Origin of the sequence: Flavobacterium sangjuense, assembly GCF_004797125.1 — a bacterium.
GTDB lineage: Bacteria > Bacteroidota > Bacteroidia > Flavobacteriales > Flavobacteriaceae > Flavobacterium > Flavobacterium sangjuense.
The window spans coordinates 416363-442608 of record NZ_CP038810.1; the positions used below are offsets into that span (position 1 = coordinate 416363).

General features: G+C 35.5%; 31 protein-coding genes. 12 read left to right on the forward strand and 19 right to left on the reverse strand.

What is annotated here, in order from left to right:
• Positions 1 to 39: 39 nt before the first annotated feature.
• Positions 40 to 600 carry a DNA-3-methyladenine glycosylase I gene (locus GS03_RS01775; RefSeq protein WP_136150861.1) on the forward strand — a complete coding sequence of 187 codons (561 nt, stop codon included), beginning with the start codon at positions 40 to 42 and terminating at the stop codon, positions 598 to 600.
• Here the strand turns inward: GS03_RS01775 and aat are convergent.
• The 3 genes from aat to GS03_RS01790 all read right to left on the reverse strand — a co-directional run bounded on the left by aat (position 563) and on the right by GS03_RS01790 (position 2604).
• Positions 563 to 1240 (reverse strand): leucyl/phenylalanyl-tRNA--protein transferase, encoded by a 678-nt coding sequence (gene aat, locus GS03_RS01780; protein WP_136150862.1) that lies wholly within the window; start codon positions 1238 to 1240, stop codon positions 563 to 565. The two genes, GS03_RS01775 and aat, sit on opposite strands and share 38 nt — an antisense overlap.
• A gap of 111 nt (positions 1241 to 1351) precedes the next feature.
• Positions 1352 to 1726, reverse strand: coding sequence for a DUF3127 domain-containing protein (locus GS03_RS01785; protein ID WP_136150863.1), 375 nt, complete (start codon positions 1724 to 1726; stop codon positions 1352 to 1354).
• 2 nt (positions 1727 to 1728) lie between these two features.
• Complete coding sequence (locus GS03_RS01790) at positions 1729 to 2604, reverse strand: flavin reductase family protein (RefSeq protein WP_136150864.1); 876 nt, start codon at positions 2602 to 2604, stop codon at positions 1729 to 1731.
• Positions 2605 to 2680: 76 nt separating this feature from the next.
• Between GS03_RS01790 and GS03_RS01795 the strand changes: the two genes are divergently transcribed.
• Entirely contained in the window at positions 2681 to 3829 is a 1149-nt protein-coding gene (locus GS03_RS01795; RefSeq protein ID WP_136150865.1) for a sensor histidine kinase, read from the forward strand.
• Here the strand turns inward: GS03_RS01795 and GS03_RS01800 are convergent, their stop codons facing one another.
• The 3 genes from GS03_RS01800 to greA all read right to left on the reverse strand — a co-directional run bounded on the left by GS03_RS01800 (position 3830) and on the right by greA (position 5925).
• Positions 3830 to 4981 carry a transglutaminase domain-containing protein gene (locus GS03_RS01800; protein ID WP_136150866.1) on the reverse strand — a complete coding sequence of 384 codons (1152 nt, stop codon included), beginning with the start codon at positions 4979 to 4981 and terminating at the stop codon, positions 3830 to 3832.
• A gap of 75 nt (positions 4982 to 5056) precedes the next feature.
• On the reverse strand, positions 5057 to 5446 hold the full coding sequence (locus GS03_RS01805; RefSeq protein ID WP_136150867.1) for an HIT family protein: 390 nt from the start codon (positions 5444 to 5446) through the stop codon (positions 5057 to 5059).
• A 2-nt stretch (positions 5447 to 5448) separates the two neighbouring features.
• Entirely contained in the window at positions 5449 to 5925 is a 477-nt protein-coding gene (gene greA, locus GS03_RS01810; RefSeq protein ID WP_136150868.1) for a transcription elongation factor GreA, read from the reverse strand.
• Positions 5926 to 6087: 162 nt separating this feature from the next.
• On the opposite strand from greA, the gene GS03_RS01815 reads away from it, so the two are divergent.
• Entirely contained in the window at positions 6088 to 6561 is a 474-nt protein-coding gene (locus tag GS03_RS01815; protein ID WP_246034129.1) for a Rieske (2Fe-2S) protein, read from the forward strand.
• 33 nt (positions 6562 to 6594) lie between these two features.
• On the opposite strand, the gene GS03_RS01820 is transcribed toward GS03_RS01815, so the two are convergent.
• The 5 genes from GS03_RS01820 to GS03_RS01840 form a co-directional block, all read right to left on the reverse strand.
• The gene (locus tag GS03_RS01820) at positions 6595 to 8814 is read right to left on the reverse strand and encodes a TonB-dependent receptor (protein WP_136150869.1); all 2220 of its coding nucleotides are present in this window, start codon (positions 8812 to 8814) and stop codon (positions 6595 to 6597) included.
• Between the two features lie 263 nt (positions 8815 to 9077).
• Positions 9078 to 9479, reverse strand: a complete 402-nt coding sequence (arfB, locus tag GS03_RS01825) for an alternative ribosome rescue aminoacyl-tRNA hydrolase ArfB (RefSeq protein ID WP_136150870.1) — start codon at positions 9477 to 9479, stop codon at positions 9078 to 9080.
• Entirely contained in the window at positions 9469 to 11070 is a 1602-nt protein-coding gene (locus GS03_RS01830; protein ID WP_136150871.1) for a DUF4301 family protein, read from the reverse strand. Before GS03_RS01830 ends, arfB begins: the two co-directional genes overlap by 11 nt.
• Positions 11037 to 11654 (reverse strand): nicotinamide riboside transporter PnuC, encoded by a 618-nt coding sequence (gene pnuC / locus GS03_RS01835; RefSeq protein WP_136150872.1) that lies wholly within the window; start codon positions 11652 to 11654, stop codon positions 11037 to 11039. Before pnuC ends, GS03_RS01830 begins: the two co-directional genes overlap by 34 nt.
• Positions 11654 to 12361: a geranylgeranylglyceryl/heptaprenylglyceryl phosphate synthase gene (locus tag GS03_RS01840; RefSeq protein WP_136150873.1), complete on the reverse strand. Its 708-nt coding sequence runs from the start codon at positions 12359 to 12361 to the stop codon at positions 11654 to 11656. Before GS03_RS01840 ends, pnuC begins: the two co-directional genes overlap by 1 nt.
• 141 nt (positions 12362 to 12502) lie before the next feature.
• Here GS03_RS01840 and GS03_RS01845 point away from each other — a divergent pair, with 141 nt between their 5' ends.
• Together GS03_RS01845 and GS03_RS13335 are read left to right on the forward strand one after the other, a co-directional pair.
• Positions 12503 to 12790, forward strand: a complete 288-nt coding sequence (locus GS03_RS01845) for a hypothetical protein (RefSeq protein ID WP_136150874.1) — start codon at positions 12503 to 12505, stop codon at positions 12788 to 12790.
• Positions 12791 to 12871: 81 nt separating this feature from the next.
• On the forward strand, positions 12872 to 13039 hold the full coding sequence (locus GS03_RS13335) for a hypothetical protein (protein ID WP_168710249.1): 168 nt from the start codon (positions 12872 to 12874) through the stop codon (positions 13037 to 13039).
• A gap of 25 nt (positions 13040 to 13064) precedes the next feature.
• Here the strand turns inward: GS03_RS13335 and GS03_RS01850 are convergent, their stop codons facing one another.
• Positions 13065 to 13712, reverse strand: a complete 648-nt coding sequence (locus tag GS03_RS01850) for a 4'-phosphopantetheinyl transferase family protein (protein ID WP_136150875.1) — start codon at positions 13710 to 13712, stop codon at positions 13065 to 13067.
• 137 nt (positions 13713 to 13849) lie between these two features.
• Here GS03_RS01850 and ahcY point away from each other — a divergent pair, with 137 nt between their 5' ends.
• From ahcY to GS03_RS01865, 3 genes are all read left to right on the forward strand, one after another.
• On the forward strand, positions 13850 to 15166 hold the full coding sequence (gene ahcY / locus GS03_RS01855) for an adenosylhomocysteinase (protein ID WP_136150876.1): 1317 nt from the start codon (positions 13850 to 13852) through the stop codon (positions 15164 to 15166).
• Positions 15167 to 15298: 132 nt separating this feature from the next.
• Positions 15299 to 15766 carry a nuclear transport factor 2 family protein gene (locus GS03_RS01860; RefSeq protein WP_136150877.1) on the forward strand — a complete coding sequence of 156 codons (468 nt, stop codon included), beginning with the start codon at positions 15299 to 15301 and terminating at the stop codon, positions 15764 to 15766.
• A 27-nt stretch (positions 15767 to 15793) separates the two neighbouring features.
• Positions 15794 to 16258, forward strand: coding sequence for a VOC family protein (locus GS03_RS01865; protein WP_136150878.1), 465 nt, complete (start codon positions 15794 to 15796; stop codon positions 16256 to 16258).
• 164 nt (positions 16259 to 16422) lie between these two features.
• On the opposite strand, the gene rpmA is transcribed toward GS03_RS01865, so the two are convergent.
• Positions 16423 to 16683, reverse strand: a complete 261-nt coding sequence (gene rpmA / locus GS03_RS01870) for a 50S ribosomal protein L27 (protein ID WP_129434750.1) — start codon at positions 16681 to 16683, stop codon at positions 16423 to 16425.
• Between the two features lie 21 nt (positions 16684 to 16704).
• Positions 16705 to 17181, reverse strand: coding sequence for a 50S ribosomal protein L21 (gene rplU / locus GS03_RS01875; RefSeq protein ID WP_136150879.1), 477 nt, complete (start codon positions 17179 to 17181; stop codon positions 16705 to 16707).
• A 210-nt stretch (positions 17182 to 17391) separates the two neighbouring features.
• Between rplU and GS03_RS01880 the strand changes: the two genes are divergently transcribed.
• Together GS03_RS01880 and GS03_RS01885 are read left to right on the forward strand one after the other, a co-directional pair.
• Complete coding sequence (locus GS03_RS01880) at positions 17392 to 18720, forward strand: M16 family metallopeptidase (protein WP_136150880.1); 1329 nt, start codon at positions 17392 to 17394, stop codon at positions 18718 to 18720.
• Positions 18721 to 18734: 14 nt separating this feature from the next.
• Positions 18735 to 20789, forward strand: a complete 2055-nt coding sequence (locus GS03_RS01885) for a M16 family metallopeptidase (protein ID WP_246034130.1) — start codon at positions 18735 to 18737, stop codon at positions 20787 to 20789.
• A 47-nt stretch (positions 20790 to 20836) separates the two neighbouring features.
• On the opposite strand, the gene GS03_RS01890 is transcribed toward GS03_RS01885, so the two are convergent.
• Entirely contained in the window at positions 20837 to 21703 is an 867-nt protein-coding gene (locus tag GS03_RS01890) for a DMT family transporter (RefSeq protein ID WP_136150881.1), read from the reverse strand.
• A 110-nt stretch (positions 21704 to 21813) separates the two neighbouring features.
• On the opposite strand from GS03_RS01890, the gene GS03_RS01895 reads away from it, so the two are divergent.
• A complete protein-coding gene (locus tag GS03_RS01895) occupies positions 21814 to 22194 on the forward strand; it encodes a heavy-metal-associated domain-containing protein (RefSeq protein WP_136150882.1) in 381 nt (126 codons plus the stop codon).
• A gap of 46 nt (positions 22195 to 22240) precedes the next feature.
• Here GS03_RS01895 and gldD read toward each other — a convergent pair whose 3' ends face one another.
• From gldD to mutY, 4 genes are read right to left on the reverse strand one after another with little or no spacing between them, the layout of a single operon-like run.
• A complete protein-coding gene (gene gldD / locus GS03_RS01900) occupies positions 22241 to 22804 on the reverse strand; it encodes a gliding motility lipoprotein GldD (protein WP_136150883.1) in 564 nt (187 codons plus the stop codon).
• Positions 22805 to 22811: 7 nt separating this feature from the next.
• Positions 22812 to 24107 carry a gliding motility-associated protein GldE gene (locus GS03_RS01905; RefSeq protein WP_136150884.1) on the reverse strand — a complete coding sequence of 432 codons (1296 nt, stop codon included), beginning with the start codon at positions 24105 to 24107 and terminating at the stop codon, positions 22812 to 22814.
• A gap of 25 nt (positions 24108 to 24132) precedes the next feature.
• Complete coding sequence (locus GS03_RS01910; protein WP_136150885.1) at positions 24133 to 24570, reverse strand: single-stranded DNA-binding protein; 438 nt, start codon at positions 24568 to 24570, stop codon at positions 24133 to 24135.
• A 49-nt stretch (positions 24571 to 24619) separates the two neighbouring features.
• A complete protein-coding gene (gene mutY, locus GS03_RS01915) occupies positions 24620 to 25660 on the reverse strand; it encodes an A/G-specific adenine glycosylase (protein ID WP_136150886.1) in 1041 nt (346 codons plus the stop codon).
• 135 nt (positions 25661 to 25795) lie between these two features.
• On the opposite strand from mutY, the gene GS03_RS01920 reads away from it, so the two are divergent.
• Positions 25796 to 26089 carry an HU family DNA-binding protein gene (locus GS03_RS01920; protein ID WP_136150887.1) on the forward strand — a complete coding sequence of 98 codons (294 nt, stop codon included), beginning with the start codon at positions 25796 to 25798 and terminating at the stop codon, positions 26087 to 26089.
• Positions 26090 to 26246 lie beyond the last annotated feature (157 nt).

A 26246-nucleotide genomic window follows, 5' to 3' on the forward strand; every position in this document is an offset into this window, starting at 1 on the left:
AAGCGTTTTTTTTATAAATTTGAAAAGAAAATTAACAGCATGGAAAATAAAATACGTTGCGCCTGGTGCGAAAAAGACGATTTATATAGAGATTACCACGATAACGAATGGGGAAATCCGGTTTATGACGATGACAAACTGTTTGAATTTTTGGTTTTAGAGACTTTTCAGGCTGGACTGAGTTGGTATACGATTTTGAAAAAAAGAGATAACTTTCGTAACGCTTTTGATCATTTCGATTATAAGAAAGTTGCCCAATATGGTGATAAAGAAGTTGAAAAATTAATGCAGGATGCAGGCATAATTCGCAACGGCTTAAAAATAAAAGCGACGATTTCTAATGCTGTTGCTTTTATGGAAGTGCAGAAAGAATTTGGAAGTTTCTCCAAATACATTTGGGGTTTTACAGGCGGAAAACCTATTGATAATAACATCCAAAAAATGAGTGATATTAAAGCTACGACGCCACTTTCGGATGAAATTAGCAAAGATTTAAAAAAACGCGGATTTAAATTTGTGGGCTCAACTGTTGTTTATGCACATATGCAGGCAACCGGAATGGTTAATGACCATGTTTCAGCTTGTTGGAAGCGAAATTAATTTCCTCAGATTTCAATACCTTCATAAACGTTTCTCTCGAAACCTCAAAAGCACCAAGTTTTTCAAGATGGTCATTGTGAACCTGGCAATCCAAGAGTTTATAATTGTTTTCTTTTAAATAATTAATCAACGTTACAAACGCAACTTTACTCGCATTAGGTACTTTGGAGAACATGCTTTCCCCACAGAAAATATGTCCTAAATCAACACCGTATAAACCGCCAACGAGTTCTTCATTTTGCCAAACCTCAACCGATTTTGCGATTCCCATTTCATGGAGTTTGGAATACGATTCCACAAAATCATCAGAAAGCCATGTTCCTTCCTGACCTGGACGTTCAATTTGCTGACAGCCTAGAATTACTTCATTGAAGTTTTGATTAAAAGTAACCTGAAATTTATTTTGATTGAGCAGATTCCGGATGCTTTTCGAAACTTTATAAATAGACGGAGCAACCACCATTCTTTCCGGAGGCGACCACCACAATATGGGATCATCTTCATTAAACCAAGGGAAAATTCCACTTCGGTAAGCAAGTAACAATCGCTCAACAGACAAATCGCCACCAATAGCAAGAACGCCTTCTATGGAAGTTTCGTCAACAGATGGGAAATAGAGTTCTTTAGTTAAAAAATACATTTTTAGAAAATTAGAGAAAAGAAGCAAGAAGCAAGAGAAAAGATTAAATGAAAAAACCATTCATACAATTAAATGTTAGAATGGTCTTTCTTCTTTTTCTTTCTTCTTTTTCTAGAAAGGTAAATCGTCGTGCTCTTCTTCGTTGAAGTTGGTTGCCGGTGCAAATGCTTCAGCTGGTGGCATTGGAGCCATTCCTGCTGCTGGTGCTTCTGCTTGTAGTTTTTCAACTCTCCAGCCCTGAATATCGTTGAAATATTTGGTTTCTCCTTGTGGGTTTACCCATTCTCTTCCTCTTAAATTGATTGACACTTTTACTGTATCACCCACATTGTAATTGTTCAACAAATCACATTTATCCTGCACAAAGTTGATGCTGATAAATTGTGGATACTGCTCTTCTGTTGCTACAACCAATTCTCTTTTTTTGAATGAAGCCGAAACTTGTTGCTCTGCATTGATTACCTTAATTTTTCCTGTAACTTCCATAATTATTGTTTTGCTAAAAGCACTTTCCAAGCCGAAAGTGCGTCATTATTGTTTAAATATTCTTTTGCTTTTTGGTGGATTTTCATTTCATCATCCGAACTCAAAACACCTTTGACCGCAAAATTTTGCTTTACAAATATAGTAATTTCTTCTTGTGTTGGCAATGCTTCTACGTTACCTAATTTACCCAAATCATTCCCATCAAAAACAGGACTTTTTTTGATAAATTCGGGAATTTCATCTACTCCGATTCCCAGTGTTGTCAAGGGTTTTTCGACTTCAAACAAACCTTGATTGGAACGCGAATACCAATTACCGCCCAGACGGGAAACCAAATCAATTTTGCTTTGGTCTATCATATTTTTGTCATCCAATATGTTTTCGTGAATGTGAATTTTTAAGACTTCACAAATAATTAAATTTCCGGCACCGCCTTGATTTCCGAGAGCAATAATTTCGTTGACTTTGCATTCTAATTGCACCGGACTTTCAGCCACACGATAAGGCTTTACCATATCCGAAGGCAACATCGTCAAACCTGATTTCAGAAATTCATTTACTCCATCCGGATATTCGGTACTCGATAATGAGGCTTGTTGCACTATGTCATAATTCACCACATTTATGACAACCTGTTTGGTTGCCTGGCAGTTTTCGAGTGTATGTTTAGTTGTATTATTTCTAACGCGTCGTGCAGGCGAAAAAACCAAAATTGGCGGATTAGAACTAAACACATTAAAGAAACTAAAAGGCGACAAATTGGGCTTTCCATGCTTATCCATCGTACTCGCAAAAGCAATTGGTCTTGGTGCTACCGCGCTTTGTAAATAGCTTTGTAATTGCACGGGAGAAAGTGTGTGAGGTTCGAAACTGAGCATTGTGTTTTGCTGTTTTTTACAAATGTAATAAGTTTAATCTTTAATAGTTTTAATTATATTTATAAAAAATTTGTCAATGCAGTTTTCCGAAAAACGAAACCTTACCCGTTGGATTATCATTATGGCTTCCTTTGTCATTGTGATTTTAATATTGTGGAATACCTATTCTTTTTTTCAAATCTTTAAAAACGATGAACGTGTAAAAATGGAAGTTTGGGCTGAAAGCTTAAAGACTTTGCTCAACGCTGATCCTTTACAGGATGATGTAGAACTTCCCAGACAAGTGATCAGTAATAACAAAACCATTCCTATCATCTTAACCGAAAAAAATGTCATTATCAATACCGCCAATATTGATGAGAGCATTATAAAGGAGAAAGCTAAACTGGCTGATTTTTTGGAAAAATTAAAAAAACAGAATGATCCTATTGTTATAAGAATTGGACCTGAACAAGTTCAGTATTTATACTATGGCAACTCATCGTTACTCAATAAACTAAAATATTATCCTATAGCCTTACTATTGATTATTTTCCTCTTTGGCGCTTTGGTTTACAACTTTTACCGTAGCACCAAAATGGCAACCCAAAACAAACTTTGGGCTGGAATGGCGAAAGAAACCGCACACCAGATTGGGACGCCATTATCATCCTTAATTGGTTGGTTGGAAATCATGAAAGCCGATAACGTAGACGAAACAACTATAGCCGAAATTGAAAAAGACGTCAACCGATTGCAGACCATCACGGATCGATTTTCAAAAATTGGCTCTGAACCTATTTTGGAACGCCTGAATATTATTGCTGAAACAGAACAATCTTTTGATTATCTAAAATCGCGGTTTTCAAAACAAGTCGAATTTTCCTTTAATGCTCCCAAAAGACCTATTATGGTTTCTGTAAATCCGGCACTTCATAGTTGGACCGTAGAAAACTTAGTCAAAAACGCTATTGATGCTATGAAAGGCAAAGGCAAAATATCGGTAGTGATTGAAAATGAAAATAATTTGGTTAAAATTTTAGTTTCCGATACCGGAAAAGGCATTCCGAAAAACCAATTCAAACGCATCTTTGAACCTGGATTTACTACAAAAAAGCGTGGTTGGGGATTGGGTTTGTCTCTGACGAAACGTATCGTGGAAGAATACCACAAAGGAAAAATAAAAGTCCTGCATTCTGAAATTGGAAAAGGAACAACGATACAGATTTCTTTTAAAAAAGGATAACTATTTGAAGTTCGTAAACATCATTTTTCTTCCCAAAGAGCCTTTACTCAAATACTCTTTAAGGAAATCTTCATTTTCTTTGGTTTTTTCCAGTCCAGCCAAAATAGCTCTTTTCAGGCTGTTCAAATTGTTCGCGTTTTCGGGACTTACTGAACCAACTTTGTAAACATCGTCTTGGCATTTGTTCATTTTGTCCCGGACATCCTGCATCATTTTTTTTAGTGTCTCATCGGATTGAGTTGGTTTAAATCTTTTATTTCTAAAATATATAAAATCATTTAAATCCCGTATTGCTTCATTAAAATTAGCCGTAATTTCAATCAGTTTTTCGACACTTTTATTTTGGTTTAAAACAGTGAACTCTTTCTTTTTTAAATCGTAATAATCCCGAATCACACTGTTTAAAAGACCATTTTTTTCTACTCTTTTGTAGGTTTCAAAAGCTTTATCAGTATCAGATAGTTTTTCGTATTTTTCAATTTCCGCGTTGTAATCAAAATTTATCTTAGGCTTTCCGGCATCTGATTTTCCGCTTATAAATTCACTATTAGTCAAAGGCTCATTCAGAAGCTGCCATAAATAATCAAACGGCATGTGATTAACAATCATTCTGTCAGGAGTTTTTTTAAAATACGTGTTGCTTTGTTTCTTTGCGAATTTTTTGCCCTCAATAAATCCGGCGCCCCAAGTTGCATCAAACAAAAACCATTTCCCATCTATTTGCGATACATTCCATGCGTGGGATATACTTACGACTTCGTCAAGCTGTTTAGTGTAGCCACCTACGATATAGCTTTTGATACCAACTTTAGTAGCAATCTCATTAAAAACTTCGGCATAATGAATACAGACTCCTTTTCGGGTTTTTAAGGTGTTGGCAATTTTTACCTCTGGTGAATCCAAATTATTTGGCGCATACATATTCGGAACATCATAACTTATGTTTGTTGTTATCCAATAATATATAGCTCTTATTTTTTCATCCTGAGCGGTAAAATTTGAATTAATATAATCAGCAATTCCGGATGTCGTTGCGGTTAAATTTTCCGGAATAGCTGCCATTTTGTTGTCAACATTGGAATAGTTTGGAGCAGTTTGCCCAATCGAAATTTGTGCAAGGAAAAACAGTATGAGAAATAAATATTTTTTCATGGTTTTTTTACCTATAAAAAACCCTGCCAAATTTTAAAAAGTCGCAGGGTTCTCTTATTTTTATGTGAATTTTGACTACAAATTAGCACTTATGTCCGAAGCCAATTGCTCAAATTCTTCTTTGGTTAGCGATACTTTTCTTTGAAAACGCATATCGTCCATATCGTGTAACGGAATTAAATGCACGTGTGTATGGGGTACTTCAAGTCCGACAACAGCAACACCAATGCGTTTACAAGCCACAGTTTTTTCAACCGCTTTGGCAACGTTTCTGGAAAATTTCATTAAGCCCAAATACAATGCCTCATCCATATCAAAAATCTTATCGATTTCCTGTTTCGGAATACAAAGCGTGTGTCCTTTCGCATTCGGATTTACATCCAAAAAAGCCAAATAGTTTTCATCCTCTGCTATTTTATAACAAGGTATTTCTCCGTTAACTATTTTGGTGAAAATGCTACTCATCCTTAATCTCGTGAAATCTCCAAAACTTCAAAGTTTAATTTCCCGTTTGGAACGGTAATTTCAGCAACCTGTCCAACCGATTTTCCTAATAATCCTTTACCAATTGGTGAGGTAACAGAAATTTTTCCGGATTTTAAATCCGCTTCGCTTTCTGCAACTAAAGTATATTTCAACTCCATTCCATTAGCCTGGTTTTTAATTTTTACATTAGATAAAACCAAAACTTTTGAAACATCAAGATGTGTTTCGTCTATTAATCTGGCGTTTGAATGTACTTCTTCCAGCTTAGCAATTCTCATTTCAAGCATTCCCTGCGCTTCTTTTGCTGCGTCATATTCTGCATTTTCAGACAAGTCGCCTTTGTCTCTTGCCTCTGCAATAGCCTGTGAAGCTTTAGGTCTTTCTATGCTTTTTAATTGATCTAATTCTTCTCTTAATTTCTTTAATCCTTCTGCTGTGTAATACGATACTGTACTCATGATTTCCTTTTTTATATAAACAGAAAAAATCCCATCGCAACGGGATTTCATCTTGCAAAGATATTATTTTAATTTTATTTCAAAATTGTTGGCGTTTTTTTAACGCTTGTCAAAGTTAATTAATTTAAATTTGTTTCGCTATGTATTTTAAATAATTTTAATATGAAATCGAAGATTCACGAATTCCAAAAAAACAAACTACTGCGCATGAGTAATAAGATTTTAGTTTTGTTGGCGTTTTTCCCTTTTATCTTCGCTTGTGATGGTGGAAGCATCAATAACAACAATCCAAATATCCCAAATTATCAGGTGAATTTAATACTGAATTTGAGCTTACCTGCTTATAGCAATTTACAATTTGCCAGCAATCATATCGTAGATTATTCACCGGGTTCAGGCGCAAGAGGCGTTGTAGTTTTTAATGCCGGCGGTAACTTTCTTGCTTTTGATTTGGCTTGTCCGAACCAACCCTATAACACTTGCACTTCGCCAATGACTATTACAGGCATTGAAGCAAAATGTTTGTGTGATAATACAACTTACAATTTATTTTCAGGGCAATCTCCTGGACAGCATTATCCAATGAAACAATACCGTGTAGAAGTTAGCGGCGGTTATTTATATGTAACCAATTAATAAAAAGCCCCGATAAATCAGGGCTTTTTTGTTTTAAAACTTCAGTGTTGCTCCGGCTAAAAAATTAATTCCTGCCTGTGGATAATATCCTGTTCCTTCAATAGTTGTTATAACTCCGGGCGTTGAAAAATCATCATCATAGGTATAGAAATACCCATTCGATTCGTATTTGTAATCAAAAATATTGTTTACCAATCCTGAAAAAAGAATCGATTTTATTCCCTTATTGATATTCCATAAATAAGTTACATTCAAATCGTGCACATTGTAAGCTTTCAAAACAGATGCCTGTGAATCAATATTTCCCATGAATTGTTTTCCTACAAACTTATTCAACAAAGTCAGATTCAGATTTTTTATAGGCGAATAGGTTGTGGCATTTCCAAAAACAATATCCGGAGAAAATGCAATGTTGGTATTTCCTAAATTCTGCAAAACGCCATCACGCTGAAAATAAAAATCTTTATTCTTATTCTGACTTAAAGTAATATTCGGCTGAAAAGTCAGTTTTTTTATTGCTTTAATTACCGATTCGATTTCGATTCCGTAACGATAACTGTGACCGCTATTAGTGAAAATAGGCGAACCTACATCGTTTAATGCGCCGGTTAAAACCAACTGATTTTTGTACTGCATATAAAACGCGTTCGTATTTACCGTTACTTTTTTAGCATTGTATTTCCATCCCAATTCATAATCGAACAGACGCTCAGGCTTGATGCTTCCGTTTTCGTAATCATCGCGTCGTGGTTCTTTATTGGCAATTCCGGCGTAAACATAAATTGCATTTTTGGAATTTAATTGATACGTTGCACCCGCTTTTGGATTAAAAAATCGGAACGTATCGTTTACATCGGCAAAGTCTTCACTGATTGCTTTGTAAAAGACCATTCGATACTGCAAATCTGCAAAGAAGTTTATCTTTCCGAATGTTTGCGATGCTTTTGCATAGAAATTTACATCGTCCTTATTTCCGTAATTGTCATAATACTTATTTGCGTTTGGAACATAAAACTGTGTCCAAACCACTTCTCCAAAATGCTTTCCTAAGTATCGGTTAGCTGCACCTCCAAACAAAATATCGGTTTTGTTATGCTTATAATTCAAAGAAAATGTTGTCCCGAAAAAGTCATTCTTCAACCATTTCTGTCTTACTAAATCCGCAACGGAATTTCCCTCAAAATCAGGTAAATTATAATCGGCTAAATCGGCATCTTCTCTGTATTGTTCGTAATATCCTTTTCCTAAAGTATAATGAAGTGCTACATTCGACGTCCATTTTTCAGACCATTTTTCAGACCAATGCAATTGAAAATGATGTTGCCAATAATTATCGGTTTCATCGTCATAGAATTTTGTATTTCCGTTTTCATCCGTATACATTCCGACCGAATTAAATGTTCGATTATTTTCTAATAGATAAGGATCTTCTAGCCCGTTCCAGGCTTGATAGGTTTTTTCCTTTCCACCAAAAGTGATAAACTGTAATGAGGTTGATTTTTTTACATAATTAATATTGAAAAAGTAACCAAACATATTTGTTGAAGCTCTGTCGATATAACCATCAGATGCGATTTGTGAAATTCTACCGTTGATTTCGAGGTTATCGTGCAAGCCGGTTCCGAAAGCTAAAGTGTGTTTTCGGGTTCCGAAACTTCCGCCTGAACTTGAGATTTCCGCATACGCTTTTTCCTGAAATGATTTGGTCTGCATATTTAAACTCGCGCCAAAAGCACCAGCGCCATTTGTTGAAGTTCCAACGCCTCGCTGCAACTGAACACTTTCTAAAGAACTGGCAAAATCGGGCAAATCGACAAAATAAGTTCCCTGACTTTCACTGTCATTAAACGGAACTCCGTTCAGCGTTACGTTAATTCTCGAACCATCAGCGCCACGAACACGCATATAGGTGTAACCAACGCCATTTCCGGCATCCGTTGTGGTCACAACCGAAGGCAAATAGTTTAATAAAATTGGAATGTCCTGCCCCAGATTTCGCGGAGCGATTTCTTCTTTGGTCACATTGGTATACGTAACCGGATTTTTTTTGTTGGCCCGAACTCCGGAAACCAAAACTTCATCGAGTTGGTTGACTTTTGTTGTGTCTTGTACTTTTTCCTGTGAATAAGAGGCATGAGAAAAGAGAAAAGAGAAAAGACAATAGAATGCAATCTTGTTTAGCTTCGCTCCGTTCGGCTTCGCCTCGGGTCTTGCTTCTTGCTTCTTGTTTCTCTTGTTGAATAAAATTTCCATTCGTAAATTGTTTACGAATAAAAAGAGGTAATTATTCTTTGTTAAAAATTAAATGATACTCTTGCTTAACGTTGAAAAAGTCCGCGGCGCCTGCTCGCTCTTTCGCTAAAAATGTCCACTGGACATTTTCTTAACGCTCAGCCGTCCTTAAACAGCATTACCTGTTCTAAGTTCATTGGGTATAATCTCAGCTCGTTATTTAGAGCACCCCTTTTGAGACGAGGCAAAAATAATTATAAATTATGAGTTATGAGTTATGAATTTTAAAGTTTTGGCTTTTTTCTGTTTTCTTTAATTTCTGAAACAGCAGATTTGTCTTTCAGCCTTTTTTCTACAACCGCTTTTGGAACTTTGGTTGCCTTTCTTTTTTTAGGAATAATCAAAGCTTTTTCTATTAAGTCTAAAAAACGCTTTGTGACGATAGCTTTGTTTTTAAGTTGACTTCTGTCTTCGTCGCAGTTTAAAATCAACAGATTTTCGGAAGTTAGTTTGGCCGCTAATTTGGTTTCAATCAATGTTTTTTCTTCATCGTTTAACGCTTGAGAAGCATTCAAATCAAAAGTGAGCACTATTTTGGAAGAAACTTTATTTACATTTTGTCCGCCTGGGCCAGAGCTTCTGACAGCTTTAAAATTTAGTTCCGCTACGATTTTTTCAGTTTCCATTTTGGGGTTGATGTGCAGGTTTTAGCAAATCGTTTACGGTTTTCACTGGATTAAAAGTAACCAACGGAACTTCAACAAAAACGGTAATCCATTTTGCCATGGCGCCATTCCAAAGTCCGGGTAATTCATAGCCTTTTAAGTCTTTTCCTTTATTGTTTTTATGAACTATAAAGCCAGTACTCGTGTCGATAAATTGCGTTAAATCAAATTTTTGCCCTCGATAATTTTTAGTCGCACAAACCAAATCCACCGGGTTAAAATGAGTGGCTTTTGCCAAAATTGCTGCCTGCTCGGCATTATGAGTATCAACCTGCGAACTTTCAACAATTTGCAGCGAAACATTGCCTTTATAACTTCTCACCCAAAATGGTCCGCCACCAGGTTCGCCTTCGTTTTTCACCATGCCGCAAACTCTAATCGGACGGTTTAATTTGTTTTTTATAAACTCTAATTTGTTCTCAATAGTATATTTATGGAAATCTTCCAGAACATCAATGTTCAGTTTTTGCTCCATGAACACAATGATTTCAGGGATGTGTCTCTCAGCTATTTCATCATTTTCCACTGCTTTCAGAATTTTGAAAATCTGCTGCTGCAAATCGAGTAAAATGCCCGCCAATCCTTTTTTATACAAGGTTATTTCCTGAATATGATTCTGAATTACATTGTCTATATTTTTGATAAAAAGCACATCAGCGTCAAGATTATTCAGATTATTAATCAAGGCGCCATGACCTCCGGGACGAAAGACCAACTCATTATTTTCATTGCGAAATGGCTCATTGCCTGGTGTAACCGCAATAGTATCTGTGCTTTTATCCTGATACGAATAGCTTACGTTAAGTTTTGTATTTGATTTATTTTCAACTTTCTGTTTAACATCATTTATTATTTTTTGGAATAAATTTTCATGGTTTTCAGAAACCGTAAAATGCAAATGCGAAACTGAATTGGCACTGGCATAAAAAGCACATTCGTTCAAATGTTCTTCAACCGGCGTTACAATTTCTGTTTCGTATTTGTGAAAATCTAAAACGCCTTTGGGTTTATTCGCAAAATCGAAATAGTTGGATGACAACATGGCTTTGATAAAAAGATAACTTTTCTCATGACTTTCCAAAGAATAGTAATCTTTGTATAATTCTTTTAATTTGGTTTTTACTGCTTCATAAAATGGGAATTTTTCAATTCCGGCAAGAAATATTGGTAAATTTTTGTCCTTTTTTCTGTTGATATAAGCGTTTATTGTTTCGTTTTCATGGTCAAAATCAATCAAAAACTCACTTAAAAATTTAAACATTCTACTTGCTGCACCTGAAGCGGGAACAAACTTTTTGAGCTTTAACGTATCCTTTTTTGTATCAAAAAAATTGGCATAGTGTTGAAATTCTTCATTTGATAATTTTACAATTCCATCATTTATCGTTGCCGGTTTTTCGAGTGTAATCTTTGGAATTCCCAATTGAAACAACAAAAGTTCGCCTTCGATTTTATCCAAAGAAATACCCAAGGCTCTGATTTGTGCAAAATCAGCTTCCGTAAAACCGTGTTGTTTTACTAAACTATCTTCTGTTGTAACGTTTTCTTCCATTCTAAATAACCAAAAATGGCAATTATTGTAAAAATTAAATATTGAATACTCGTAAACGAATATCCTTTGACAAAATACATCGGAATGGATATGATATCACCAATAATCCATAAAATCCAGTTCTCAATTTTCCTTCTTGCCATCAGCCACATTCCAACAAAGAAAATTCCGGTAACCAAAGTATCGACGTAGGATGTCCAGTGGGTAAATTTACCAAAAAATCTATAAACCGCGACCACAAAAACTATCGTTAACACAAAAATGAGCACTGATACTTTCTTTTCATAAGCATTCATTCTCGAAATCGGGAATTCGACTACATCATCTTTCTTTCGTGTCCAATGATACCAGCCATAAATGCTCATCACCACATAGTAAAAATTAATCATCATGTCGCCCAGTAACGTCCATTTCCAGAGCAAATACACATAAATCGCCGTGTTGATTATTCCTGTTGGAAAAACCCAAATGTTATCTTTTTTGGCATACCAAACACTTAGCAATCCAAAAATTATCGCAGTAATTTCCAGTACGATTTCGTAGGTTGGATAATCTTTATATTGATTGAATAAGAATTCGAACATTAGTCAAAAAAGTTTATATCATTTTCAAACGCCGTTCCGATAACAACTAAATCGGCACCGGAAGTATAAGCTTCATCGATTTGTTTTTTGGAACGGATTCCGCCACCAACAATTAATGGGACAGCTATTCTATTCGAAACTTCTTTTATGATTTCCATCGGAACTGCATTTTGTGCGCCGCTTCCCGCTTCGAGATAAAGCATTTTGTTACCAATTAACTCGCCGGCTTTTGCAGTTTGAGCAACATATTCGGCATTGGCTTTTGACAATGGTTTGGTTTTGCTCACGCGTTCAACGGCTGTTTCGCCACCGCTTTCTATTAAAATATAACCTGTAGAAATGATTTCGAGATTGGTTTTTTCCAATATCGGAACCGCATTAATTTGATGCTCCACCAAATAATCCGGATTTCTTCCCGAGAGCAGCATCAGAAATAAAATACCATCAGCTGCAGCCGAAATCTGTGATGGATTTCCCGGGAAAAGCAAAATTGGTAAATCTGTTTTTGATTTTAATTCAATAATAATCTCATCCAAATGATGACCATCAAACGAACTTCCTCCAACAAAAATATGAGTAGCCGGTGATTGCTTTATTTTTTTTGCCAAAACCGAAATGCTTTCCACAGCTACTTTATCAGGATCGATTAAAATGGCGAGTAGTTTTTTGCTTTCTTTTTTTGCCGATAAAATTTGGTCATACAACATAAACGTTGTTTTTGGTTTAAGGTTCGTAAATGTAAGCCTTTTTTAAAATACGGAAAACTTTCCAAAACATGATTTATATCATTTTTTACCGATAAGAAGCGGAGTAATTTTGTACTATAAAATCATAAATATCATAATATCATGACACTATATCAAAAAACACTTGGAGATTTTCAACAAAGTTATGTAGGTTTTGCAGCCTTGGTTATTATTGGGCAAAGCTGTTTGGGCGGAGCCGCAGCAATGTATATTCTTGAAAACGGCAACTCAATTCCACAAATGATTCAATTGGGAATGGTTGTAATAACATGTACATTGGTAAACGTTGGGATTTTGGCTCAGCTTACACCAAAAACGGTTTTTAACATGACCATTTTCAGCGTAATATTGAGTCTGCTGGCAATTGTACTGAATGTGTTGGTTATTTAAGACTTACATAACGATTTAATAATGTGCTGTTTATAAGAAATCCATAAATTTATCTTAACTTCAATTAAAAATATTTAAGAGATGGAAACAAATTGGATTATTATTGGTGTAGTGGTTATTATTGGATTGGCTTTAGTTATCTATTTAATTTGGAAAAATCAAAAAGATGAAGAAGATGTGGTTGAATATTTCAATAATGAATCTTCAAATTTTCATGAAGAAGAATCGGAATTGAATGACGAAAAGTAAAATTAGTTAGTATTTCCTGCCTTCTTTATTTTTTACTCTTATCCAATGTAGAGTTAAACGCACAAACAAAAACATAATTTTCAATAAAGTCGAATACAATATCAAAGTATTCGACTTTGTTGTTAAATCGCAGTTCGACTCCGCATTTTTTATCTGCCAAATTAAAATCATCCTCAAAAATGTGATCTTTAAAACTAATACCGATTTCGTTTTTGATTTTAAAAACCGATTCCTTTACGCCCCAAACTACGGTGGCTTTTATCAATTCGTCTTCCTTTGAGAGATTTTCCAAATGCGAAACATCCATAAAACGCGGCGCCAGTTTTAAGGTTTTGTCTTTTAGGATTTCTAAATCGGCACCAATATTAACATTGCTCAACACAATCACCGAAAAGTCATTCGAATGTGATATTGAAATGTGTTTGCCATCTTTTAAATGTGGTTTACCAAACTCATCATAGTACAAATCAAAATCGGTGTAACCGGCTTCCATCAATAATCTTCTGACACTCAAAAAACCATTTTGATGGCTTTCGGCTTTCATGCCTTCAACTCTTGCCAGCGAAACATCTTTCAACGCAACACTCTGAAAAAGTTCGTCAAAGGTTTCGGTTATTTTCCAAACCAACAATTGAGTGTAATCATTTAACGCTATGATTTTTAGTAATGGCATTCGGGTTTTAAATTATCTGTTTGTATTTCAGAAAATTAAGTGCTTCAACAATTCATAAAAAAACAGAAAACGCTTTTTTAATTCTAACCTATGTTGTAATTTTGCACCGAAATTAAAAAAACAAATATACATAATAGATGAGTACACAAACATTACCTTATGTAGCTTTTAAAGTGAAAGATATTTCACTTGCAGCTTGGGGAAGAAAAGAAATTGAATTGGCAGAAGCTGAAATGCCGGGATTAATGGCGCTTCGTGCTGAATATGGTGCAAGCCAACCTTTAAAAGGAGCTCGTATTGCAGGATGTCTTCACATGACAATTCAAACGGCTGTTCTTATTGAAACATTAATTGCTCTTGGAGCTGAAGTTACCTGGTCTTCTTGTAACATTTTCTCTACTCAGGATCAGGCTGCTGCTGCTATTGCTGCTGCAGGAATTCAGGTTTATGCTTGGAAAGGTCTTGACGAAGAGTCTTTTGACTGGTGTATTGAGCAAACATTATTCTTTGGTGAAGACAGAAAACCATTGAACATGATATTAGATGATGGTGGTGATTTGACAAATATGGTATTCGACCGTTACCCTGAATTGATTCCTGGAATCAAAGGTCTTTCAGAAGAAACTACAACTGGTGTTCACCGTTTATACGAAAGAATGAAAAACGGAACTTTATTCATGCCGGCTATCAACGTAAACGACTCAGTTACTAAATCTAAATTCGATAACAAATACGGTTGTAAAGAATCAGCTGTTGATGCTATCAGAAGAGCTACCGATGTAATGTTGGCTGGTAAAAGAGTAGTAGTTTGCGGATATGGTGACGTTGGTAAAGGAACTGCGGCTTCTTTCCGTGGTGCCGGTTCTATCGTAACGGTAACTGAAATCGATCCAATCTGTGCTTTACAAGCTGCTATGGATGGTTTTGAAGTTAAAAAATTAAACACTGTTGTTGGAAATGCTGATATCATCATCACAACTACAGGAAACAAAGATATCGTTATGGGAAGCCACTTCGAGCAAATGAAAGATAAAACTATCGTTTGTAACATTGGTCACTTTGATAACGAAATCGACATGGCTTGGTTAAACAAAAACCATGGTGCTTCTAAAATAGAAATCAAACCACAAGTTGATAAATATACTATCGCAGGAAAAGACATCCTTATCCTTGCCGAAGGTCGTTTGGTTAACTTAGGTTGTGCTACTGGTCACCCAAGTTTTGTAATGAGTAACTCATTTACAAACCAAACTTTAGCTCAATTAGAATTGTGGACTAACTCTGCAGCTTACAAAAACGAAGTGTATATGTTACCAAAACACTTAGATGAAAAAGTAGCAGCTTTACACTTAGCTAAATTAGGTGTTGAATTAGAAACATTAAATGATGAGCAGGCTGCTTACATTGGTGTAGAAGTTCAAGGGCCATTTAAGCCTGAGTATTACAGATACTAATCGTTTGAACGATTTAAATATAAAAACCCTTACAGTGATGTGAGGGTTTTTTGTTTGGCCCTTATTCATGTATTTTGAGTTATGATGTTTCGTAACTTAGCAAAACGCTTACTCAATTAAAAAACCAATACAATGACTAAAAACACCATCTTCCAAATACTACTACTTCTAATTATTCTTGAACCTTCGATAACTGCTCAAAATGTTTATGAGAGTCCGGACTTAAAAGAGCAAATAAAAAAATTGGATCTTGCTCATGCCCGTGCCATATTCGAAAGTGATGTAATTGCACTCGACAGTTTGATGAATGATGATGTAATGGTCAACCATCCCACCAACAGGATTCTTAAAGAGAAAAAGGAATTACTTGATTTAATCAAAAAAGGCACTATCAAATACACTTCATTTGAAAGGACTCCCGAACAATTCATATTTTTCAAGGATATGGTAGTAGTAATGGGAAGTGAGATTGTGATTCCCGCCAATGGAGCTCCAAATGCCAACAAAAAACTTAACCGCAGGTATACTAATGTATGGATGAAACAGGAGAATGGCAAATGGCAATTGATGGTTCGGCATGCAAATAATGTATGTCCCTAGTAATAATTACATTAAATAGATAATACTATGGCAAAAAGTAAAGTAACACGAATGGACAATGTCGGTATCGTGGTAGAATCCCTTGATAATGCTATTGCCTTTTTTGAAGAACTTGGACTAACCCTTGAAGGACGCGCCACAATTGAAGGAGAATGGGCAGGACGTGTCACCGGATTGGGAAATCAGAATGTCGAGATTGCCATGATGGTCACTCCGGATGGTCATAGCCGACTCGAAATCTCAAAATTCAACAGTCCAGCTGTAATAGCCGACCATCGTACTGCGCCTGTGAATGCTCTTGGTTATCTTCGCGTCATGTTTGCCGTAGAAGACCTTGACGAAACCCTTGCGGGATTGAAGAAACACAAGGCTGAACTAGTTGGCGATGTTGTTAATTATCAGGACTTGTATAGACTCTGTTATATTCGTGGGCCGGAAGGAATCCTAATTGGATTGGCTGAGCAGCTTACTAGTAAAAGGAGTACATTGTAGAAGTATCATCCCTAAAGGGATTTCCCCTTTTGAATTTGTTTTTCTACCTGTATAGAATCCCCACGGGATTCTATACTGATGCAATCCCGTAGGGATGGAATATTGGTAACAAAAAAACCCGACTCATTACTGAATCGGGTTTTGTATATAATAAGAGTTTGTTCTTATGCTTCGAATGGAACTACAGATACAAATGATTTGTTATCACCTTTTTTCTGGAATTTCACTACACCAGCAACCTTTGCATGTAAAGTATGATCTTTACCCATGTAAACGTTTTCTCCTGGATTGTGTTTAGAACCTCTTTGTCTAACGATAATGTTCCCAGCAATTGCAGCTTGACCACCATAAATCTTAACGCCTAAACGTTTTGATTCTGATTCTCTACCATTCTTCGAACTACCGACACCTTTTTTGTGAGCCATGACGTATGAGTTATATTGTTATTATTCTTGAGTATCTTCTTTTTTTGCTTTAGGAGCTGCTTTTTTTGGAGCTGCTTCTGCTGTTTTTTCTGCTTTAGGAGCTTTTGCTTTTTTAGGAGCTTCTACTTCTTCAGTTGCTGCTACCGCTTTTGGAGCTGCTTCTGCTTTTGCTGCTTTCTTTCCACCTGTCGCTGAAATTCCTTCTACAAGAATTTGAGTTAAGTACTGACGGTGACCGTTTCTCTTTTTGAATCCTTTTCTTCTTTTCTTCTTGAAAACGATTACTTTATCTCCTTTTAAGTGTGATAACACTTTGGCTTCTACTGAAGCACCTTCTATAGCTGGGGCGCCTAAAGTAATGTTACCATTATCATCTAATAAAAGAACTTTGTCAAAAGAAACTTTTGAACCTTCTTCATTAGCCAAACGGTGAACATAAACCTTTAAGTCTTTGCTTACTTTGAATTGTTGCCCTGCTATCTCTACGATTGCATACATATTGTTATTATTTAATTTTTTAAGTGTGCAAATATACGACTATTTTCCACACACACAACCCTTATGCAAAAAAAGTTTAGCATTTAAAATCAAGCCTTTATGACTTGGAAATATTTTTATGGAAATAAATAAAAAAAGATACCTTTGGTGTAACAAATTAAACGGTTAGGCAACTAACTGAACAATCAACTGAAAAAATTTAAATTTTTTATGAAAAATTCATTAATCGCTTTAAGTTCAATGCTTATGCTTGGAGGAACAGCTCAGGCCCAAAAGGTCACTTTTGAGGAGTACGATTTGCCAAATGGTCTTCATGTAATTCTACACAATGATCCATCGGCACCTGTTGTAATTACCTCTGTTATGTATCACGTAGGTGCAAAAGACGAAAATCCGGAAAGAACAGGATTTGCTCACTTTTTTGAACATTTATTGTTCGAAGGAACCGAAAACATCAAACGTGGTGAATGGTTTAAAATGGTAACTTCAAACGGAGGAACTAACAACGCTAACACTACAGAAGACAGAACCTATTATTTCGAAGTTTTCCCTTCGAACAATACAGAATTAGGTTTGTGGATGGAATCAGAAAGATTGATGCATCCGGTTATCAACCAAATTGGTGTTGATACGCAAAACGAAGTAGTAAAAGAAGAAAAAAGACTTCGTGTTGACAATCAGCCTTATGGTCAATTGATTGCCGAAGTAAAGAAAAACATGTTTAAAGTGCACCCTTACCGTTGGGCAACTATCGGTTCTATGGAGCATTTAGATGCTGCAACTTTAAAAGAGTTTCAGGATTTTAACAAAAAATTCTATTCTCCAAACAATGCGGTTTTAGTAGTTGCGGGTCAAATTGACATTGCACAAACTAAGGCGTGGATTCAAAAATATTTTGGGCCAATTCCAAGAGGTGTTGAAATCAAAAAACAAACTTTCACAGAAGCCCCGATTACAGAAACAATCAGAGCAACTTACGAAGATCCAAACATCCAAAAACCAATGGTAGTTGCTGCATATAGAATTCCATCTATGAAAACTCGTGATGCGAGAGTTTTAGATATGATTTCTACATATTTAAGCAACGGTAAAAGTTCTAAATTGTACAAAAAAATCGTTGACGATAAGAAAATGGCTTTGCAAGTCGGAGCGTTCAATTATGCACAAGAAGATTACGGACAATACATTCTTTACGGAATGCCACAAGGTGATTTTACTTCAGCTGACTTAATCAAAGAAGTTGATGAAGAAATTGTGAAATTACAAACTGATTTAATTTCTGAAAAAGATTTCCAAAAATTGCAAAACATCAACGAAAGCAATTATGTAAACGAAAATTCAGGGATTGAAGGTGTTGCCGAAAACTTAGCTACATACTATTTATTGTATGGAGATGTTAATTTGGTTAATACAAATATCGACATCTTACGCTCTGTAACTCGTGAGGAAATGAGAGAGGCTGCTAAAAAATACCTTAATCCAAACCAACGTTTGATTTTGGATTATGTACCTGCAAAAGACAAAGCTGAAAATAAATAATAAACCGTAAGACAATGAAAAAATCAATTATACTATTATCAAGCTTGTTTTTAACTTTAACTATGCAAGCACAAGACAGATCACAGCCAAAACCTGGTCCATCGCCAGTTTTAAACATAAAAAAACCTGAAACTTTTGCGTTACCAAACGGATTAAAAGTTTTGGTAGTTGAAAACCACAAACTTCCAAGAGTTTCATTCAATTTAACTATTGACAATGCTCCTTATGCTGAAGGAAACAAAAAAGGTGTTGATGATTTAACCAGCAGCTTAATCGGAAACGGTTCAACAAAAACTACAAAAGATGCTTTTAACGAAGAAGTAGATTTCCTTGGAGCTGATATCAGTTTCTTTTCTTCAGGAGCTGCTGCCAACGGATTGTCTAAGTATTCCAAAAGAATTTTAGAGTTGATGGCTGAAGGTGCTTTATCACCAAACTTCACTCAGGAAGAATTTGATAAAGAAAAAGAAAAACTTATCGACGGATTAAAAGCACAGGAAAAAAGTGTTACTGTAGTTGCCGGAAGAGTTGAAAATGTTTTGGCTTATGGTAAAAATCATCCTGCCGGAGAATATTTGTCTGAAGAAACTATTAATAACGTTACTCTGGCTGATGTAAAAGCAAATTATGCAACTTACTTCGTTCCTGAACGTGCTTATTTAGTTATCGTTGGTGATGTGAAAACAAAAGATGTGAAAAAAATGGTTGAGAAACTATTTGGTTCATGGGTAAAAGCTACAGCACCAAGATTAACATATTCTAATCCAAGCAACGTTCAGTATACACAAATCAATTTTGTGGATATGCCAAATGCGGTTCAGTCTGAAATCTCATTGATTAATACTGTAAATCTAAAAATGTCAGATGCTGATTATTTCCCTGTGATTTTAGCTAATCAGGTTTTTGGTGGCGATTTCAACAGTTATTTGAATATGAATTTGAGAGAAGCTCACGGTTGGACTTATGGAGCACGTTCAAGCATTGGTTTTGACAAAAACATCTACAGCAAATTCAAAGCAAATGCTCAGGTAAGAAATGCCGTTACAGATAGTTCTGTGGTAGAATCTTTAAAAGAGCTAAACAAAATCAGAACTGAAAAAGTTACAGACGAAATGCTAAACAGCGTGAAAGCTGGTTACATTGGTCGTTTTGTAATGCAAGTTGAAAAACCGGCAACTGTTGCCCGTTATGCTTTAAATATTGAAACCGAAAGTTTGCCTGCAGATTTTTATGAAAACTATATCAAAAACATCAATGCCGTTACACCGGAAGATGTTATGAGAGTTGCCAACAAATATTTCTTAGCTGATAATTTACGTATCGTAATTACCGGAAAAGGTTCAGAAGTTATTTCAGGATTGGAAAAACTAAAAATTCCAATGTTCTATTTCGACAAATTCGGTAATCCTACTGAGAAACCAGCTATGAAAAAACCAGTTCCTGCCGGAGTTACTGTAAAATCAGTAATCGATGCTTATGTAGCAGCGATTGGTGGTGACAAAGCAGTGAAAGCGGTTAAATCTATTGCTTATACTGGTTCTACAACTATACCACAGGCTCCAATGCCTTTGTCTTATTCATCAAAAACGGATAACAAAGGAAGAATGGCTGTTGAGCTTTCTATGGCCGGAATGGGTTCTATAATGAAGCAGGTTGTAAACGGAAATACCGCATACATGATGCAACAAGGTCAGAAAAAAGTTATGGAAGGTGATGATCTTGCAAAAATGAAAGAAAGCGCAGTATTATTCAACGAAACTTTATTGGGAACCAAAACCGGAGTAACAATTTCAGGAGTTGAGCCAATGAATGGTTCTGATGCTTATGCTGTTGTTGATGGTGACACTACTTATTATTTTGATGTGAAGTCAGGTTTAAAAACTGCCGAAGCTACTACTGAAGAACAAGGTGGACAAAAAATGACCCGAGTAACAAACTTCAACGATTATAGAGCTGTAAAAGGAGTTAAAGTACCTTTCAACACTATTATGAATGTTGGTTTTGAATTGGACATCAAAATGAGTGATGTGAAAATCAACGAAGGTGTTTCTGATGCCGATTTTCTATAATTGAAATTTAAATAGATACTAAAAAGACCGTTAGCAATAGCGGTCTTTTATTTTTTACTTGATAAGTAAACGCCAATCAAAATAATAAAAGCACCAACAAACTGCAAAGGTGTGAGCATTTCATTATCGAGAAGTCCCCAAAAGAATGCCACCACCGGAATCAAATAAGTAACCGAAGTAGCAAAAACCGGAGACGAAATTTGTATCAGTTTGTAAAAAAGCACATTGGCAATACCTGTTCCTATTATTCCCAAAACCGCCACAAAAATCATGGCATGCTGTATTTTTTCTAAATGAACCACTTGAAAGAAATCGGTAAAAGACAAAACAATTAAAGCCGGAAACAACATCACTAAAAAGTTACCAACTGTTATGGTTAATGGCTTTATATCGGACAAATATTTTTTTATGAAATTCACATTCATCGCATAACAAATCGACGCAATCAATACCAGTATGGTGTACCAATAATTCTGATTCGGGTTGTGAACTGCTCCGTTGAAAATCAATAACATCGTCCCGATTAACCCGACGATTACACCAAAAATTTGTGATCGTTTAAAATCCAAACCAAAAACAATCGCGCCTAAAATTAAGGTGTTCAATGGCGTTAAAGAATTGAGTATCGAACTCACCGAACTGTTAATCTCTGTTTGGGCAATTGCAAAAAGATATGCCGGAATAAATGTTCCAAACAAAGAAGTCAGTGCAATATACTTCCACTTGTTTAACGGAATTGTGGTGATGTTTTTAAAACCAATGATCAAAAGAAAAATGGCACAAAAAATTATCCGCAACGAACCCAGCTGAAACGGATTTAAACCATCTAATCCTTTTTTAATTAGTATAAAAGAACTTCCCCAAATCAAGGCAAGTGCTATAAGAATAACCCATTTTAATTGTAGTGATTTCATATACGTTTTTCAAGACATCAAATTTTGTAATTATTTTAAGAATAATCACTTTTATTTTTTACTAATTTTGTCCATGATTAAAATAATCACAATTAATAAATTCTAAAATTATGAATTTCACCAAATCGCTATTAACTTTTGGACTTGCTTCAACCCTTCTGTTTAGCTGTAAAGATACTGCCGGGAAACCTGTTGCTGGAACAGATGAGACGAGCACTAAGAAAGAAGTTACCGTTGCTGCAAAACCGGAAACTGCAAGTTTCAAAATCGAAGGAATGACTTGCGCCATGGGTTGTGCTAAAACAATTGAATCCAAATTATCTGGACTGGAAGGCGTTCAGAAAGTAACCGTTGATTTTGACAAAAAAGAAGCAACTGTTGATTTTGATGCTGCGGTTCTAAGTCCGGAAAAATTAGCAAAAACTGTTGAAGCTACCGGTGATGGTGAAACTTACAAGGTTTCGGGAATGCAGACAAAAGGAAAAGTATAATTCCAAAAAAAATATAATAAAAAAGTCCCGTTTAATCGGGACTTTTTTATTTCCATTTTATTGTTTCCATCAAACGCTGCATGTCATTTTTGATATAATCAGCGGCAGGCATAATCGAATCAAATTTGGGCTTTGCATAAAAATATACCGAACCTGTTACAAAATGTTTGATGCTGTCCGTAGCGTAAAATTGGGCGTTTGTAGCCGCATTTCCATCGACGCGATAGAACATCCCGTATACTTTATTGTCATTGTTTATGTATGGTTGTTCCAAAATATCATCCGCTTTTATGACGTGTTTATACGTCAGTGTTTGCGCATCTCGCAACAACGAATCAATATTTTTATTTACCGTTTTATAGGTCAAATAAATCGTCGCTTTCATTTTTGGATAATGAATGGAAAAACCACACTTTTTATCTTCTTTGATAATAGCATCTTCATTCATCTCAAATTCAAACGGACAATGATTGCTAAACAAAGCATATTTGGCAACAGGATAATCCAATCGCAGCTGGCTGGCAGGTTTTGGCAACACTTCATCTTTACAACTGAAAACCAAAATCAACAGCATTGTTACCACAATAAAACCCAATGTTCTTTTTATCATTTTTAACTTATTCGAGAGTTACTTTTAATTGTTTTATTCTTTTCTTATCGACAGCTTCAATGGTGAAACGCACATTTGAAAAATGGATTTTCTGTCCTTTTTTGGGGAAATTACCTAAAATTTCTAATATAAATCCGGCCAATGTTTCAGCTTCACCTTTACTGCTTTCAAATACTTCTTCATCAACATCAACTATTCTGTAAAAATCCTTGAGGTTTATTTTTCCTTCAAACAGGAAATTCTTGTCGTCAATTTGGGAGAAATTCAAATTTTCATCATCAAACTCATCCGAAATATCGCCAACAATTTCTTCGATTACATCTTCCAACGAAACCAAACCCGAAGTCCCACCATATTCATCAACCACAATGGCTAAGTGACTTTTTTTACTTTGGAATTCTTTTAACAAATCGTCCAGCTTTTTGTTCTCAGGAACAAAAAAGGGTTCTCGTATCAATTTGTTCCAGTCGAATTCCTTTTTATTGATATGCGGAATCAAATCTTTTACAAACAAAACGCCTTCAATATGATCAATGCTTTCTCTGTAAACCGGAATCCTGGAATAGCCTTTGTCGACTATCTTTTGATAAATCTCGGCAAAAGTTTCTTCCATTTCGAGTGCAAAAATATCAATTCTCGGACTCATTACCTGCTTTGTGTCTGTATTTCCAAACGAAACTATGCCTTCTAGTATTTTTTGTTCTTCGGTAGTCGTGTCTTCTGTTGACGTTAACCCTAATGCCTGCGACAATTGATCTACCGAAATGTTTGATTTTTGCTTTCCTAATTTCTCATGCAAATAGATGCTCACAGCTCGCATAGGCAAACTAATTGGCGAAAGCAGTTTGTCTAGTATCGACATCGGATTGGCAACAAACTTTGAGAATCGGACATTGTTTCGGCTGGCGTAAATTTTTGGCAACACTTCGCCAAATAAAAGAATAAGAAAGGTTATGAGTATTACCTCAACAATAAACTTTAGGATTGGAGAAGTAATAGCTTCAAAAAGGGAATTCCCAATAAAAGAGAAAATTATCACGACGCCAATGTGACTGAAATTATTTGCTACCAATATGGTTGCTAAAAGTTTCTTTGGTCGTTGCAGTAATTTCGAAATTAGGTTTGCTTTTGAAGCATCTTTCTCTGATAAAGTGTTTAGGTCTTGTTGTGTAAGCGAAAAAAGTGCTACTTCTGCAGCAGAAACCATGGCAGAGCAAAATAAAAAAAATGCAATAGCTATAGTTCCAAAAAGCAAGTTGGTGTCAATAGTTGCTAAGAAATTAGTACTGGGCTCCGGGTCCAATGAAGTAGAGATTAGTTAAACAATATCAGAACGGCAAATCGTTTTCGGGAGCTGCCGGACTTGGTGCTTCAAAATTACTTCCTTTTGGTTCTGCATTTTGTGTTGTTTTTAGTCCGTCAACTTCTTTTTTGGTAGTCAAAAATGTAAATTCGGTAACTTGTATTTCGGTAGTATATTTTGTTGTCCCGTCTTCGGCTTGCCATTGGCGCGATTTTATTCTGCCTTCCACATATATTTTATCACCTTTTGATAAATACTTTTCGCAAATTTCGGCGGCTTTATTTCGCACTACTAAATTGTGCCACTCGGTAGAGGTGATTTTTTCGTTAGTTTGTTTGTTGATATAGACTTCGTTGGTTGCCAAAGGAAAGCGGCCAATGCAATTCCCGCCATCAAAATAATGCATCTTTACTTCGTCACCAAGATGACCAATTAACATTACTTTATTTAAGGTACCATTCATTTCTCAACTAAATTTAGTTTCACCCAAATTTACTACTTTTTTTTGAAAGTCAAAGCCATTCTTTTTCAATAAAATTATAAATCACAATTGGAAAAGGGAATTTAGAAGCTGATTCACAATCCATTCCGCTATCAAGCGTTCCTGCTACCTTAATTTGCCAGAATTTTATTGTCAGATGTTGGTGCGAAAGTTTGTGAACAATACCTTCCGAATTGCATAATTGTATTTCAAGAATTTGGTTTTTTACAAAATTTTGATTTTGAATCAACTCCAAAATTGCGATATCGCTTTCTGCTGTTTCTGTTTCAAGCAATGGAAACTCATATAGATTGTGCCAAATGCCTTTTTGCGTTCGCTTGCTAATAATGGTTTTGTTATGCTCATCCGAAAAAACCAAATAATTAAAATAGCGTTTGCTTACTTTAGTTTTTTTAGATTTTACCGGAAGCTGCGTTACTTTTTTCTTTTGCAGAGCCAAACAACTACCATTAAAAACGCAATTGCCACAATCCGGATTTTTGGGCACACATTGCAAAGCACCAAATTCCATTATAGCTTGGTTGAATAAATTAGCTTGTCCTTTTGGCAATAATGCTACTGCTAATTGCGTAAACTCTTTTTTGGCTCCAGCCGAAGCTATATCGGTTTCCACATCAAAATAGCGCGACAAGACTCTATACACATTTCCATCAACTACAGGAACATTTTCGTTATAAGCAAATGATGCGATTGCGCCCGCGGTGTATTCACCAATTCCTTTTAAATGTAATAAGGCTGAATAAGTTTTTGGAAATTCTCCGTTAAGTTCAAAGGCAATTTGTTTGGCTGTTTTATGCAGATTCCTGGCTCTTGAATAATAGCCCAAACCCTGCCACAATTTTAGCACATCTTCTTCATCGGCATTAGCCAAATCAAAAACCGTTGGAAATGATTCTGTAAAACGCAAAAAATAAGGCAATCCTTGCGCAACCCTTGTTTGTTGAAGCATAATTTCTGAAAGCCAAATCGTGTACGGATTCGTGTCATTGCGCCATGGCAAATCACGTTTGTTTTGTAAATACCATTGAATAAGTACTTTAGGAAAATTCATAGCTAAATTGTGGATTACAAAAATAAATCTTTATGTGATTAAATTTTAATAGATTATGCTTGAAATATTGTTTTTATTATTCATATATTTGCAACCTCAAAAAAATTACATAATTAATAATAAATACGAAAGAAAATGACGAAAGCAGATATCGTAGCAAAGATTTCAGAAAGAAAAGGACTTGAAAAAGGAGATGTTCAAGCAGTAGTTGAAGCGTTTATGGAAGAAGTAAAATCTTCTTTAGAAACTGGAGACAATGTTTATTTAAGAGGTTTTGGTAGCTTCATTATCAAAACTAGAGCTGAAAAAACTGGAAGAAACATTTCAAAAAATACGACAATCAAAATTCCAGCACACAACATACCTGCATTCAAACCTGCAAAAGTATTTGTAGAATCAATAAAAACCAATACTGAAGTAGCAGTATAAAAAATATTTATTAATCAAAAAATAACCAGCTTATGCCAAGTGGTAAAAAAAGAAAGAGACATAAGGTAGCAACGCACAAACGTAAAAAACGTGCGAGAGCTAACCGACACAAAAAGAAAAAGTAGTTTATAACTACTTTTCTTTTTTTGGAAAACGT

What these genes read in the sequence shown, in the direction of transcription:
- GS03_RS01785 (WP_136150863.1), bottom strand. Translation starts at nt 1,726, where the DNA reads ATGGAAGTTACAGGAAAAATTAAGGTAATCAATGCAGAGCAACAAGTT.
- GS03_RS01865 (WP_136150878.1), top strand. Translation starts at nt 15,794, where the DNA reads ATGGCAAAAAGTAAAGTAACACGAATGGACAATGTCGGTATCGTGGTA.
- gldD (WP_136150883.1), bottom strand. Translation starts at nt 22,804, where the DNA reads ATGATAAAAAGAACATTGGGTTTTATTGTGGTAACAATGCTGTTGATT.
- GS03_RS01805 (WP_136150867.1), bottom strand. Translation starts at nt 5,446, where the DNA reads ATGAGTAGCATTTTCACCAAAATAGTTAACGGAGAAATACCTTGTTAT.
- rpmA (WP_129434750.1), bottom strand. Translation starts at nt 16,683, where the DNA reads ATGGCTCACAAAAAAGGTGTCGGTAGTTCGAAGAATGGTAGAGAATCA.
- GS03_RS01820 (WP_136150869.1), bottom strand. Translation starts at nt 8,814, where the DNA reads ATGGAAATTTTATTCAACAAGAGAAACAAGAAGCAAGAAGCAAGACCC.
- GS03_RS01815 (WP_246034129.1), top strand. Translation starts at nt 6,088, where the DNA reads ATGAAATCGAAGATTCACGAATTCCAAAAAAACAAACTACTGCGCATG.
- GS03_RS01775 (WP_136150861.1), top strand. Translation starts at nt 40, where the DNA reads ATGGAAAATAAAATACGTTGCGCCTGGTGCGAAAAAGACGATTTATAT.
- GS03_RS01890 (WP_136150881.1), bottom strand. Translation starts at nt 21,703, where the DNA reads ATGAAATCACTACAATTAAAATGGGTTATTCTTATAGCACTTGCCTTG.
- aat (WP_136150862.1), bottom strand. Translation starts at nt 1,240, where the DNA reads ATGTATTTTTTAACTAAAGAACTCTATTTCCCATCTGTTGACGAAACT.
- mutY (WP_136150886.1), bottom strand. Translation starts at nt 25,660, where the DNA reads ATGAATTTTCCTAAAGTACTTATTCAATGGTATTTACAAAACAAACGT.
- GS03_RS01845 (WP_136150874.1), top strand. Translation starts at nt 12,503, where the DNA reads ATGACACTATATCAAAAAACACTTGGAGATTTTCAACAAAGTTATGTA.
- arfB (WP_136150870.1), bottom strand. Translation starts at nt 9,479, where the DNA reads ATGGAAACTGAAAAAATCGTAGCGGAACTAAATTTTAAAGCTGTCAGA.
- GS03_RS13335 (WP_168710249.1), top strand. Translation starts at nt 12,872, where the DNA reads ATGGAAACAAATTGGATTATTATTGGTGTAGTGGTTATTATTGGATTG.
- GS03_RS01830 (WP_136150871.1), bottom strand. Translation starts at nt 11,070, where the DNA reads ATGGAAGAAAACGTTACAACAGAAGATAGTTTAGTAAAACAACACGGT.
- rplU (WP_136150879.1), bottom strand. Translation starts at nt 17,181, where the DNA reads ATGTATGCAATCGTAGAGATAGCAGGGCAACAATTCAAAGTAAGCAAA.
- GS03_RS01850 (WP_136150875.1), bottom strand. Translation starts at nt 13,712, where the DNA reads ATGCCATTACTAAAAATCATAGCGTTAAATGATTACACTCAATTGTTG.
- GS03_RS01840 (WP_136150873.1), bottom strand. Translation starts at nt 12,361, where the DNA reads ATGTTGTATGACCAAATTTTATCGGCAAAAAAAGAAAGCAAAAAACTA.
- GS03_RS01860 (WP_136150877.1), top strand. Translation starts at nt 15,299, where the DNA reads ATGACTAAAAACACCATCTTCCAAATACTACTACTTCTAATTATTCTT.
- GS03_RS01910 (WP_136150885.1), bottom strand. Translation starts at nt 24,570, where the DNA reads ATGAATGGTACCTTAAATAAAGTAATGTTAATTGGTCATCTTGGTGAC.
- greA (WP_136150868.1), bottom strand. Translation starts at nt 5,925, where the DNA reads ATGAGTACAGTATCGTATTACACAGCAGAAGGATTAAAGAAATTAAGA.
- GS03_RS01885 (WP_246034130.1), top strand. Translation starts at nt 18,735, where the DNA reads ATGAAAAAATCAATTATACTATTATCAAGCTTGTTTTTAACTTTAACT.
- GS03_RS01895 (WP_136150882.1), top strand. Translation starts at nt 21,814, where the DNA reads ATGAATTTCACCAAATCGCTATTAACTTTTGGACTTGCTTCAACCCTT.
- GS03_RS01795 (WP_136150865.1), top strand. Translation starts at nt 2,681, where the DNA reads ATGCAGTTTTCCGAAAAACGAAACCTTACCCGTTGGATTATCATTATG.
- ahcY (WP_136150876.1), top strand. Translation starts at nt 13,850, where the DNA reads ATGAGTACACAAACATTACCTTATGTAGCTTTTAAAGTGAAAGATATT.
- GS03_RS01880 (WP_136150880.1), top strand. Translation starts at nt 17,392, where the DNA reads ATGAAAAATTCATTAATCGCTTTAAGTTCAATGCTTATGCTTGGAGGA.
- GS03_RS01790 (WP_136150864.1), bottom strand. Translation starts at nt 2,604, where the DNA reads ATGCTCAGTTTCGAACCTCACACACTTTCTCCCGTGCAATTACAAAGC.
- GS03_RS01800 (WP_136150866.1), bottom strand. Translation starts at nt 4,981, where the DNA reads ATGAAAAAATATTTATTTCTCATACTGTTTTTCCTTGCACAAATTTCG.
- GS03_RS01920 (WP_136150887.1), top strand. Translation starts at nt 25,796, where the DNA reads ATGACGAAAGCAGATATCGTAGCAAAGATTTCAGAAAGAAAAGGACTT.
- pnuC (WP_136150872.1), bottom strand. Translation starts at nt 11,654, where the DNA reads ATGTTCGAATTCTTATTCAATCAATATAAAGATTATCCAACCTACGAA.